This window comes from Enterobacter sp. BIDMC93, assembly GCF_001037805.1.
Lineage (GTDB): Bacteria > Pseudomonadota > Gammaproteobacteria > Enterobacterales > Enterobacteriaceae > Enterobacter > Enterobacter hormaechei_C.
In genome coordinates this window covers 655,446-668,437 of the sequence record NZ_KQ089962.1, presented here as the reverse complement: position 1 = coordinate 668,437, position 12,992 = coordinate 655,446, and the positions used below count along the sequence as shown (strand labels likewise).

At 55.4% G+C, this 12,992-nt stretch carries 6 protein-coding genes, 2 tRNA genes and 2 rRNA genes; 2 read left to right on the top strand and 8 right to left on the bottom strand.

Annotated elements, in window-relative coordinates; translation table 11 throughout:
• Window positions 1-43: 43 nt before the first annotated feature.
• From SK58_RS03070 to pepQ, 8 genes are all read right to left on the bottom strand, one after another.
• Window positions 44-2,948: ribosomal RNA gene (locus SK58_RS03070) — 23S ribosomal RNA — on the bottom strand.
• 180 nt (window positions 2,949-3,128) lie between these two features.
• Window positions 3,129-3,204 (bottom strand) — tRNA-Ala (locus SK58_RS03065).
• Between the two features lie 105 nt (window positions 3,205-3,309).
• A tRNA-Ile gene (locus SK58_RS03060) sits at window positions 3,310-3,386 on the bottom strand.
• A 70-nt stretch (window positions 3,387-3,456) separates the two neighbouring features.
• A 16S ribosomal RNA gene (locus tag SK58_RS03055) occupies window positions 3,457-4,998 on the bottom strand.
• The 16S and 23S rRNA genes sit together here with 2 tRNA genes alongside, the layout of an rRNA operon.
• A gap of 355 nt (window positions 4,999-5,353) precedes the next feature.
• Window positions 5,354-5,899, bottom strand: a complete 546-nt coding sequence (hemG, locus tag SK58_RS03050; RefSeq protein WP_017382603.1) for a menaquinone-dependent protoporphyrinogen IX dehydrogenase — start codon at window positions 5,897-5,899, stop codon at window positions 5,354-5,356.
• 10 nt (window positions 5,900-5,909) lie between these two features.
• A complete protein-coding gene (trkH, locus tag SK58_RS03045) occupies window positions 5,910-7,361 on the bottom strand; it encodes a Trk system potassium transporter TrkH (protein WP_006808591.1) in 1,452 nt (483 codons plus the stop codon).
• 41 nt (window positions 7,362-7,402) lie between these two features.
• A complete protein-coding gene (locus tag SK58_RS03040) occupies window positions 7,403-8,017 on the bottom strand; it encodes an IMPACT family protein (protein ID WP_047745919.1) in 615 nt (204 codons plus the stop codon).
• Complete coding sequence (gene pepQ, locus SK58_RS03035) at window positions 8,017-9,348, bottom strand: Xaa-Pro dipeptidase (protein ID WP_017382602.1); 1,332 nt, start codon at window positions 9,346-9,348, stop codon at window positions 8,017-8,019. The genes SK58_RS03040 and pepQ overlap by 1 nt, the downstream gene beginning before the upstream one ends.
• Before the next feature lie 190 nt (window positions 9,349-9,538).
• Between pepQ and fadB the strand changes: the two genes are divergently transcribed.
• Window positions 9,539-11,728 carry a fatty acid oxidation complex subunit alpha FadB gene (fadB, locus tag SK58_RS03030; RefSeq protein WP_048219343.1) on the top strand — a complete coding sequence of 730 codons (2,190 nt, stop codon included), beginning with the start codon at window positions 9,539-9,541 and terminating at the stop codon, window positions 11,726-11,728.
• A gap of 9 nt (window positions 11,729-11,737) precedes the next feature.
• Complete coding sequence (gene fadA / locus SK58_RS03025; protein WP_048219340.1) at window positions 11,738-12,901, top strand: acetyl-CoA C-acyltransferase FadA; 1,164 nt, start codon at window positions 11,738-11,740, stop codon at window positions 12,899-12,901.
• Window positions 12,902-12,992: the final 91 nt, after the last annotated feature.

The window sequence follows — 12,992 nt, the reverse complement described above, 5'->3', positions numbered from 1 at the left end:
GGCTGAAAATTTCGTCTCTTCGCCAAAACACCTTCGGCGTTGTAAGGTTAAGCCTCACGGTTCATTAGTATCGGTTAGCTCAACGCATCGCTGCGCTTACACACCCGACCTATCAACGTCATCGTCTTTAACGTTCCTTCAGGAGACTCAAGGTCTCAGGGAGAACTCATCTCGGGGCAAGTTTCGTGCTTAGATGCTTTCAGCACTTATCTCTTCCGCATTTAGCTACCGGGCAGTGCCATTGGCATGACAACCCGAACACCAGTGATGCGTCCACTCCGGTCCTCTCGTACTAGGAGCAGCCCCCCTCAATTCTCCAGCGCCCACGGCAGATAGGGACCGAACTGTCTCACGACGTTCTAAACCCAGCTCGCGTACCACTTTAAATGGCGAACAGCCATACCCTTGGGACCTACTTCAGCCCCAGGATGTGATGAGCCGACATCGAGGTGCCAAACACCGCCGTCGATATGAACTCTTGGGCGGTATCAGCCTGTTATCCCCGGAGTACCTTTTATCCGTTGAGCGATGGCCCTTCCATTCAGAACCACCGGATCACTATGACCTGCTTTCGCACCTGCTCGCGCCGTCACGCTCGCAGTCAAGCTGGCTTATGCCATTGCACTAACCTCCTGATGTCCGACCAGGATTAGCCAACCTTCGTGCTCCTCCGTTACTCTTTGGGAGGAGACCGCCCCAGTCAAACTACCCACCAGACACTGTCCGCAACCCGGATTACGGGTCTACGTTAGAACACCAGCCATTAAAGGGTGGTATTTCAAGGTTGGCTCCACGCAGACTGGCGTCCACGCTTCAAAGCCTCCCACCTATCCTACACATCAAGGACCAGTGTTCAGTGTCAAGCTATAGTAAAGGTTCACGGGGTCTTTCCGTCTTGCCGCGGGTACACTGCATCTTCACAGCGAGTTCAATTTCACTGAGTCTCGGGTGGAGACAGCCTGGCCATCATTACGCCATTCGTGCAGGTCGGAACTTACCCGACAAGGAATTTCGCTACCTTAGGACCGTTATAGTTACGGCCGCCGTTTACCGGGGCTTCGATCAAGAGCTTCGCCTTACAGCTAACCCCATCAATTAACCTTCCGGCACCGGGCAGGCGTCACACCGTATACGTCCACTTTCGTGTTTGCACAGTGCTGTGTTTTTAATAAACAGTTGCAGCCAGCTGGTATCTTCGACTGATTTCAGCTCCGCCCGCAGGGGCTTCACCTACACATCAGCGTGCCTTCTCCCGAAGTTACGGCACCATTTTGCCTAGTTCCTTCACCCGAGTTCTCTCAAGCGCCTTGGTATTCTCTACCTGACCACCTGTGTCGGTTTGGGGTACGATTTCGTGTTACCTGATGCTTAGAGGCTTTTCCTGGAAGCAGGGCATTTATCACTTCAGCACCGTAGTGCCTCGTCATCACACCTCAGCGTTAACAAGGTACCGGATTTACCTGGAACCTCCGCCTACATGCTTAAACCGGGACAACCGTCGCCCGGCTGACATAGCCTTCTCCGTCCCCCCTTCGCAGTAACACCAAGTACAGGAATATTAACCTGTTTCCCATCGACTACGCCTTTCGGCCTCGCCTTAGGGGTCGACTCACCCTGCCCCGATTAACGTTGGACAGGAACCCTTGGTCTTCCGGCGAGCGGGCTTTTCACCCGCTTTATCGTTACTTATGTCAGCATTCGCACTTCTGATACCTCCAGCATGCCTCACAGCACACCTTCAACGGCTTACAGAACGCTCCCCTACCCAACAACACATAGTGTCGCTGCCGCAGCTTCGGTGCATGGTTTAGCCCCGTTACATCTTCCGCGCAGGCCGACTCGACCAGTGAGCTATTACGCTTTCTTTAAATGATGGCTGCTTCTAAGCCAACATCCTGGCTGTCTGTGCCTTCCCACATCGTTTCCCACTTAACCATGACTTTGGGACCTTAGCTGGCGGTCTGGGTTGTTTCCCTCTTCACGACGGACGTTAGCACCCGCCGTGTGTCTCCCGTGATAACATTCTTCGGTATTCGTAGTTTGCATCGGGTTGGTAAGCCGGGATGGCCCCCTAGCCGAAACAGTGCTCTACCCCCGAAGATGAGTTCACGAGGCGCTACCTAAATAGCTTTCGGGGAGAACCAGCTATCTCCCGGTTTGATTGGCCTTTCACCCCCAGCCACAGGTCATCCGCTAATTTTTCAACATTAGTCGGTTCGGTCCTCCAGTTAGTGTTACCCAACCTTCAACCTGCCCATGGCTAGATCACCGGGTTTCGGGTCTATACCCTGCAACTTAACGCCCAGTTAAGACTCGGTTTCCCTTCGGCTCCCCTATACGGTTAACCTTGCTACAGAATATAAGTCGCTGACCCATTATACAAAAGGTACGCAGTCACCCCATAAAGAGGCTCCCACTGCTTGTACGTACACGGTTTCAGGTTCTTTTTCACTCCCCTCGCCGGGGTTCTTTTCGCCTTTCCCTCACGGTACTGGTTCACTATCGGTCAGTCAGGAGTATTTAGCCTTGGAGGATGGTCCCCCCATATTCAGACAGGATACCACGTGTCCCGCCCTACTCTTCGAGTTCACAGCATGTGTGCTTTCGTGTACGGGACTATCACCCTGTACCGTCGGACTTTCCAGACCGTTCCACTAACACACAAGCTGATTCAGACTCCGGGCTGCTCCCCGTTCGCTCGCCGCTACTGGGGGAATCTCGGTTGATTTCTTTTCCTCGGGGTACTTAGATGTTTCAGTTCCCCCGGTTCGCCTCGTTAACCTATGTATTCAGTTAACGATAGTGTGACGGATTGCACTGGGTTTCCCCATTCGGACATCGCCGGGTCAAGGGTTCATATCACCTCGCCGGCGCTTTTCGCAGATTAGCACGTCCTTCATCGCCTCTGACTGCCAGGGCATCCACCGTGTACGCTTAGTCGCTTAACCTCACAACCCGAAGATGTTTCTTTCGATTCACCATCGACTTGCGAAAATTTGAGAGACTCGAACACACATGAGCTGTGTGTCGTTTCAATTTTCAGCTTGATCCAGATTTTTAAAGAGCAAAACTTCGCAGTGCACCTTTTCAGGTTCACTCTGAAGTTTTCTTGTGTTCGCAGTAAAAGATGGTGGAGCTATGCGGGATCGAACCGCAGACCTCCTGCGTGCAAGGCAGGCGCTCTCCCAGCTGAGCTATAGCCCCATCGAAGTCACCTCTGTACCGGTAATTTTTGTTGAGGCAAGGCGTGGTGACACGAAGCATACTTATGTATGTGAGTGTCGCCGCAACGCAGCATCAGCAAAAATTTGGTAGGCCTGAGTGGACTTGAACCACCGACCTCACCCTTATCAGGGGTGCGCTCTAACCACCTGAGCTACAAGCCTGTAGAGGTTTTTTACTGCTGTTTTTCATCAGACAATCTGTGTGAGCACTGCAAAGGCAGGTTCTTTAAGGTAAGGAGGTGATCCAACCGCAGGTTCCCCTACGGTTACCTTGTTACGACTTCACCCCAGTCATGAATCACAAAGTGGTAAGCGCCCTCCCGAAGGTTAAGCTACCTACTTCTTTTGCAACCCACTCCCATGGTGTGACGGGCGGTGTGTACAAGGCCCGGGAACGTATTCACCGTGGCATTCTGATCCACGATTACTAGCGATTCCGACTTCATGGAGTCGAGTTGCAGACTCCAATCCGGACTACGACGCACTTTATGAGGTCCGCTTGCTCTCGCGAGGTCGCTTCTCTTTGTATGCGCCATTGTAGCACGTGTGTAGCCCTACTCGTAAGGGCCATGATGACTTGACGTCATCCCCACCTTCCTCCAGTTTATCACTGGCAGTCTCCTTTGAGTTCCCGGCCGGACCGCTGGCAACAAAGGATAAGGGTTGCGCTCGTTGCGGGACTTAACCCAACATTTCACAACACGAGCTGACGACAGCCATGCAGCACCTGTCTCAGAGTTCCCGAAGGCACCAATCCATCTCTGGAAAGTTCTCTGGATGTCAAGAGTAGGTAAGGTTCTTCGCGTTGCATCGAATTAAACCACATGCTCCACCGCTTGTGCGGGCCCCCGTCAATTCATTTGAGTTTTAACCTTGCGGCCGTACTCCCCAGGCGGTCGACTTAACGCGTTAGCTCCGGAAGCCACGCCTCAAGGGCACAACCTCCAAGTCGACATCGTTTACGGCGTGGACTACCAGGGTATCTAATCCTGTTTGCTCCCCACGCTTTCGCACCTGAGCGTCAGTCTTTGTCCAGGGGGCCGCCTTCGCCACCGGTATTCCTCCAGATCTCTACGCATTTCACCGCTACACCTGGAATTCTACCCCCCTCTACAAGACTCTAGCCTGCCAGTTTCGAATGCAGTTCCCAGGTTGAGCCCGGGGATTTCACATCCGACTTGACAGACCGCCTGCGTGCGCTTTACGCCCAGTAATTCCGATTAACGCTTGCACCCTCCGTATTACCGCGGCTGCTGGCACGGAGTTAGCCGGTGCTTCTTCTGCGGGTAACGTCAATCGACAAGGTTATTAACCTTATCGCCTTCCTCCCCGCTGAAAGTACTTTACAACCCGAAGGCCTTCTTCATACACGCGGCATGGCTGCATCAGGCTTGCGCCCATTGTGCAATATTCCCCACTGCTGCCTCCCGTAGGAGTCTGGACCGTGTCTCAGTTCCAGTGTGGCTGGTCATCCTCTCAGACCAGCTAGGGATCGTCGCCTAGGTGAGCCGTTACCCCACCTACTAGCTAATCCCATCTGGGCACATCCGATGGCAAGAGGCCCGAAGGTCCCCCTCTTTGGTCTTGCGACGTTATGCGGTATTAGCTACCGTTTCCAGTAGTTATCCCCCTCCATCAGGCAGTTTCCCAGACATTACTCACCCGTCCGCCACTCGTCAGCGAAGCAGCAAGCTGCTTCCTGTTACCGTTCGACTTGCATGTGTTAGGCCTGCCGCCAGCGTTCAATCTGAGCCATGATCAAACTCTTCAATTTAAAAGTTTGATGCTCAATGAATTAAACTTCGTAATGAATTACGTGTTCACTCGTTGAGACTTGGTATTCATTTAGTGTCCGAGGACATTAAGAATCCATGTCACTTTGAGTGCCCACACAGATTGTCTGATAAATTGTTAAAGAGCAGTGCCGCTTCGTTTTCGCTGCGGCGCGGGGTGTGCATATTACGCTTTCCCGCTTCAGAGTCAAGCGTTTGTTTTGCTTTTCTCTGCTGACCCGGCGGCTTGCGTGCCGTTGTTCCGTGTCAGTGGAGGCGCATTATAGGGAGTTCTTCTGAAGTGACAAGCACTAAATACAAAAAACTTTCCGTTCGCTCACTTTTCAAACTCAACGCTTATTTATCCCGCGCATCGTCCGTTAAACGCGCAATTTCACGGGCAAAACTGGCGACCTGGGCCCAGTCGGTATAAACCACTTCTTTACGCGTATCCGTTTCCCCGCCCGTCATTTTCATGATCAGGCGGATCATAAAGCGGTCATACCAGCGGTAACGCGGGTAACGCAGCGCGCCAGCAAAGACAGAACAGATATCGGGCTGCCATGGCGAACTTAGCAAAAACTTGCGCGTATAGCTGTTGGTCTGCGGCGTACGCTTCTCCGCTTTACGGGCAACCAGGTTGACCGAGTAAAACGCGCCAGGCAGTTGAGCGAGCTCCGCCGTATGCTTTTTCACAAAGCGATCCAGCGCCGGATGGAAATGGCCGTAACGAATTGAAGCGCCAATGACCACGCGGTCGTAATCCTGCCAGGCAATCTGCTCTGTGCGATTCAGGTTCACCACATCAGAATAAATGCCCAGCTCTTTGAGTTCAGAAGCCAGATATGAAGCAATCTCACGCGTTTGTCCGTCACGCGTTGAGAAAAGAATTAACGTTTTCACCAATGTCTCCTTACTCACGCCAGAATGTTGGGGTAAACAGCACCAGCAGCGTAAAGACCTCAAGACGCCCAAACAGCATATTGGCGATTAAGATCCACTTCGCCACCGGGTTCATACTGGCGAAGTTATCCGCCACGACGCCCAGCCCCGGCCCCAGGTTGTTTAACGTTGCCACCACAGAGGCGAAGGCAGAGAAATCATCCACGCCCGTGGCGATAATCGCCAGCATACTGACAATAAAGACCAGTGCATAAGCGGAGAAGAATCCCCACACCGCTTCGAGGATGCGCTCCGGCAGCGCGCGGTTCCCCAGCTTAATACTGTAAACCGCATTCGGGTGGACCAGACGTTTCAGCTCACGGTTCCCCTGCTTGAACAGCAGCAGGATGCGGATCACCTTCAGACCGCCGCCCGTTGACCCGGCGCAACCGCCGATAAACGCAGAGCACAGCAGCAGCACCGGCAGGAACAGTGGCCAACGCGCAATACTGTCCGTGGTGAAACCAGCGGTTGTCGCCATCGATACCACCTGGAAGAAGGCCTGGTTCAGGGTCGTGACCGCCGAGTTATAAACATCGTGGAACCACAGTACCAGGGTACAGATAACCACCAGGGTCAGCTGGACGCCAATAAACATCCGGAATTCCGGGTCGCGCCAGTACACCTTCAGGCTCCGTCCGCTAAGCAACGAGAAGTGTAGACCGTAGTTACAGCCTGAAATCAGCAGAAAGATGGCAATGATGGTATTGATTGTCGGGCTGTCGAAGTAGCCGACGCTGGCATCGTGGGTGGAGAACCCGCCGATAGCAATAGTCGCAAAGCTGTGTCCGATGGCATCAAACGCAGGCATCCCGGCAAACCACAGCGCCAGCGCGCAGGCCACCGTCAGCAGGACATAGATAAGCCACAGGGTCTTCGCCGTCTCCGCAATACGCGGGCGCATCTTGTTATCTTTCAGCGGGCCGGGCATCTCCGCCCGGTAAAGCTGCATCCCCCCGACGCCCAGAATCGGCAGGATAGCCACCGCCAGGACGATGATCCCCATACCGCCGAACCACTGGAGCATCTGCCGGTAAAAGAGAATCGCATGCGGGAGCGAATCCAGCCCCACCAGCGTGGTGGCCCCGGTGGTCGTTAATCCGGAGAACGATTCAAAAAACGCATCCGTGACGGTGAGATTCGGTTGTTCGGAGAAGATAAACGGCAGCGCACCCACGCTTCCCAGTACCGTCCAGAACAGGACCACAATCAGAAACCCCTCCCGGGATTTCAGTTCACCTTTCTCACGGCGGTTTGGCCACCACAGCAGGGAGCCAATCGTCAGCGCGACAAAAAAGGTTTGCGTAAATGCACGCCCCGCACCGTCCCGGTAGATGAGCGCCACCAGTCCGGGAATGATCATTGTCCCGGAGAAAAGTATGACCAGCAATCCAACGATTCGGGTAATGGCACGAAAATGCATCTCTGCCGCTTCCTTAGGTATTCAAAATTGTGAGGTGGGGATTATTCTTCAATCGGCAGTAATTGCAATGAACCGCGACTAAAATCAGCGAGTTTTGCTGAAAAAGCAGCCAGTTCCGCCTGAGGAAGCGCCACGCGTAATTGCACCATTGCCTGATAATCACTGTGTGCGATGACACCGTTAAACTGTTTAAGCAGTGCTTCGATACCCGATAGCTGGGCGTAATCGCATAACAAAGTATATTCCGTAAGTGGCGTTTTGCGGGTTGTTATCAGCAGATTAAGCGCATGCTGGACACCACCTCCGTAGGCTTTAACCAGCCCTCCGGTGCCTAACAAAATGCCCCCGTAGTAGCGGACAACAACGGCGGTGATTTCACCCACGCCGCTGCCCATCAACTGGGATAGCATCGGTTTTCCGGCCGTACCCGCCGGTTCACCGTCGTCAGAAAACCCGAGCTGCTGTGAGTCGTCTGGCGGCCCTGCGACCCACGCCACACAGTGATGGCGGGCATCGGGGTGCTGCGCGCGGACGGACTCGACGAACGCCTTCGCCGCCTCCACGCCGTCGGTATGCGCCAGCAGCGTGATAAAGCGGCTTTTCTTGATTTCCTCAACAAAGGTGACCGGCTCGGCCGGTATCAGCCAGCTTTCCATCAGGCCAGCTTCAGATCTCGCGTCATGTTCTCAATGCTGTTCTCGTGAATAACCACGTTATCCTCGATACGAATGCCGCCATACGGCTTCAGCGCTTCAATTTTCTCCCAGTTGAAGTGCTTGCTGAATTGCCCTTCGCGCCACGGCGCCAGCAGGGATTCAATAAAGTAGATGCCCGGCTCGATGGTCAATACCATACGCGGCGCCAGAACGCGGGTGCAGCGCAGATAAGGATATTTAGACGGTGCCGCCAGGTGCGTACCGGTATCATCCTGCATAAAGCCCGCGACGTCATGAACCTGCAAACCCAGCGGGTGACCGATACCATGCGGCATAAATGGCCCGGTCAGATCGTTCTCAACCATCGCCTCTTCGCTCATGTCTTTGACAATCTGATGCTTACGCAGCAGTTTAGCGATGCGCTGATGGAACTGGATGTGATAATCCACGTAGCTGGTTCCGGCCTTCATGGTGCCAATCAGCGCCAGCTGTTCGTCGTTCACGTCTTTGATCAATTGCGCAAAATCGGTGTCCGCATTCGCCGCCCAGGTACGGGTCAGGTCTGCCGCATAACCATTGTACTCAGCCCCCGCGTCCAGCAGGAAGCTGCGCATCTCAGCCGGAACCTGATGATCCAGTTTGGTGTAGTGCAGGACCGAGGCATGTTCATTCAGCGCCACGATGTTGCTGTACGGCACGTCGGTATCGCGGTGGCCGGTCGCCGTCAGGTAGGCCTGATTAATATCGAACTCGCTCATACCGGACTGGAACGCTTCGTGCGCCGCACGGTGGCCATTCACCGCCGTTTTTTGCGCTTCACGCATGCAGTAAAGTTCGTAGTCGGTCTTGTAGGCGCGATAGTAGTGCAGATAATCCAGCACGCCTTTCGGGTTGAGTTTATCTGCCGGAATATCCAGACCCAGCGCACGCTCAGGAACCGGACCAATGTAGCCGATGTTGCCGCGCGCCGCTGGCAGCTGGCTGCCAATGCCGTCTGCTTTTGGCAGCGCAATCACGTCAATTTCTTCGGTCCAGAATGAGGTCGGCAGCGGCTCCACGTTGTGCCAGTAATCGACCGGCAGGTAGAACCACAGTTTCGGCTTGTTCACGCCATCCACCAGCAGCCAGCAATTTGGAACCTGCGTGACAGGCACCCAGGCTTTAAACTGCGGGTTAACCTTGAAGGGATAAGCATGGTCATCAAGAAAAGTATTCATCAGCTCGCCGGAGTGGATCAGCAGGGCATCCAGCTTGAAGCGGGCCAGTACATCGCGGGTACGTTCCTGTAGGGTAACGATATGATTTTTATAAAGCGAAGCCAGTGAGTCCATCATTCTTCCTTTCGTTTTTTTGACCTCAAGTCATCGCATCTTAGCACACCTCACTGCGGCTGCGTGATTTCCACCGACCGTGATCAGCGCAGCAATTTCTTAATGACTAATTTGCATTTTATTAACATAAATTCCACACTCCGTTTCATCTGGTATGACCAGATCCAATTGCTGGATTCAGGAGACCGACATGCTCTACAAAGGCGACACCCTGTACGTAGACTGGCTGGAAGATGGCATTGCCGAACTGGTGTTCGATGCCCCCGGCTCAGTGAACAAGCTTGATACCGCGACGGTGGCCAGTCTTGGCCAGGCGCTGGATGTACTTGAAAAGCAATCAGATTTGAAAGGGCTGCTGCTGCGCTCCAACAAAGCGGCCTTTATCGTTGGCGCGGATATCACCGAATTCCTGTCGCTGTTCCTGGTGCCCGAAGAACAGCTGAGCCAGTGGCTGCACTTTGCCAACAGCGTTTTTAATCGTCTGGAAGATCTGCCTGTCCCGACCCTTTCCGCCGTTAACGGCTACGCGCTGGGCGGTGGCTGCGAGTGCGTGCTGGCGACCGACTACCGTCTGGCGACGCCGGACCTGCGCATCGGCCTGCCGGAAACCAAGCTGGGCATCATGCCGGGCTTTGGCGGTTCCGTGCGTATGCCGCGCATGCTGGGTGCCGACAGCGCGCTGGAGATCATTGCCGCGGGTAAAGATGTCGGCGCAGAACAGGCGCAGAAAATCGGCCTGGTGGACGGCGTGGTTAAGCCTGAAAAACTGATTGAGGGTGCTATCGCCATCCTCCGTCAGGCGATTAACGGCGATCTCGACTGGAAAGCCAAACGTCAGCCAAAGCTGGAGCCATTAAAGCTCAGCAAAATTGAAGCCACCATGAGCTTCACCATCGCCAAAGGCATGGTGATGCAGACGGCGGGTAAACACTACCCGGCGCCGATCACGGCGGTGAAAACCATTGAAGCGGCAGCCCGTCTGGGCCGTGATGACGCTCTGAAGCTTGAAAACCAGAGCTTTGTCCCGCTGGCGCACACCAACGAAGCCCGCGCGCTGGTTGGTATCTTCCTTAACGATCAGTTCGTGAAAGGCAAAGCCAAACAACTCACCAAAAACGTTGAAACGCCAAAACACGCGGCGGTACTCGGCGCGGGCATTATGGGGGGCGGCATCGCCTATCAGTCTGCCTGGAAAGGCGTGCCGGTGGTGATGAAGGACATCAACGAGAAATCCCTGACGCTGGGCATGACCGAAGCGGCCAAGCTGCTGAATAAACAGCTTGAGCGCGGCAAAATTGATGGTCTGAAGCTTGCAGGCGTGATCTCCACCATCCAGCCAGTGCTGGAATACAGCGGTTTCGACCGTGTGGACGTGGTGGTTGAAGCGGTCGTCGAGAACCCGAAAGTGAAAAAAGCGGTGCTGGCCGAAACCGAAGACAAGGTGCGTCCGGAAACCGTGCTGGCCTCTAACACCTCCACCATTCCTATCAGCGAACTGGCGAGCGTGCTGAAGCGTCCGGAAAACTTCTGCGGGATGCACTTCTTTAACCCGGTGCACCGCATGCCGCTGGTCGAAGTGATCCGAGGGGAAAAAACCTCCGACGAAACCATCGCCAAAGTGGTGGCGTGGGCGAGCAAGATGGGCAAAACGCCGATCGTGGTTAACGACTGCCCGGGCTTCTTCGTTAACCGCGTGCTGTTCCCGTACTTCGCCGGTTTCAGCCAGCTGCTGCGCGACGGCGCAGACTTCCGCAAAATCGACAAAGTGATGGAAAAACAGTTCGGCTGGCCGATGGGCCCGGCGTATCTGCTGGACGTTGTCGGCATCGACACTGCCCATCACGCGCAGGCGGTGATGGCGGCGGGCTTCCCGCAGCGCATGCAGAAAGATTATCGCGACGCCATTGATGCCCTGTTCGACGCCAACCGCTTCGGGCAGAAAAACGGTCTGGGCTTCTGGCGCTATAAAGAAGACAGCAAAGGCAAACCGAAGAAAGAAGAAGATCCGGCGGTGGATGGCCTGCTGGCCAACGTCAGTCAGCCAAAACGCGACTTCACCGACGATGAGATCATCGCACGGATGATGATCCCAATGGTCAACGAAGTGGTGCGCTGCCTCGAAGAAGGCATTATCGCCAGCCCGGCAGAAGCGGATATGGCGCTGGTGTACGGCCTCGGCTTCCCTCCGTTCCACGGAGGCGCGTTCCGCTGGCTGGATACGCTCGGCAGCGCCCGCTATCTCGATATGGCTCAGCAGTACCAGCACCTCGGCCCGCTTTATGAGGTGCCGGAAGGGCTGCGTAACAAAGCGCGCCATAACGAACCCTACTACCCAGCAGTTGAGCCAGCCCGTCCGGTTGGCGAACTGAAAACGGCTTAAGGAGTCACAATGGAAAAGGTTGTCATTGTTGATGCGATTCGCACCCCGATGGGCCGTTCAAAAGGCGGTGCGTTCCGTAACGTGCGCGCGGAAGACCTCTCCGCGCACCTGATGCGTAGCCTGCTGGCGCGTAACCCGGCGCTGGACCCAGCAGCGCTGGACGATATCTACTGGGGCTGCGTCCAGCAGACGCTGGAGCAGGGCTTCAACATTGCCCGTAACGCGTCCCTGCTGGCGGAGATCCCGCATTCGGTTCCGGCCGTCACCGTCAACCGTCTTTGCGGTTCGTCGATGCAGGCGCTGCACGACGCGGCACGGATGATCATGACCGGCGATGCGCAGGCCTGTCTGGTGGGCGGCGTGGAGCACATGGGCCACGTGCCAATGAGCCACGGGGTCGATTTCCATCCAGGCATGAGCCGCAACGTGGCGAAAGCCGCCGGTATGATGGGCCTGACCGCCGAGATGCTCTCCCGTCTGCACGGCATCTGCCGTGAGATGCAGGATGCGTTTGCCGCACGCTCGCATGCCCGCGCCTGGGCCGCCACGCAGTCTGGTGCCTTTAAGAATGAGATCATCCCAACCGGCGGTCACGACGCAGACGGCGTACTGAAGCAGTTCAGCTACGACGAAGTTATCCGCCCGGAAACCACGGTCGAAGCGCTTTCTACCCTGCGTCCGGCGTTTGATCCGGTCACCGGCACGGTAACGGCGGGCACCTCGTCCGCCCTGTCCGACGGCGCCGCCGCGATGCTGGTGATGAGCGAAAGCCGCGCCCGCGAATTAGGCCTGACGCCACGCGCCCGCGTGCGTTCGATGGCGGTCGTGGGCTGCGATCCTTCCATCATGGGTTACGGTCCGGTTCCGGCGTCAAAACTGGCGCTGAAAAAAGCGGGGCTGAGCGCAAGTGATATCGACCTCTTTGAGATGAACGAAGCGTTCGCCGCGCAGATCCTGCCGTGCATTAAAGATCTGGGACTGATGGATCAGATCGACGAGAAGATTAACCTCAACGGCGGCGCGATCGCCCTCGGTCACCCGCTGGGCTGCTCCGGGGCGCGTATCAGTACCACGCTGATTAACCTGATGGAACGCAAAGATGCCCAGTTTGGTCTGGCAACGATGTGTATCGGGTTAGGTCAGGGGATCGCGACGGTGTTTGAGAGGGTGTAAATAAGGAAAAGTATCTCAAAGTAACGTAGGCCCGATAAGCATCGCGCCATCGGGCTTTTGCCGGGAGGCGCTACGCTTTCCCGGCCTACGA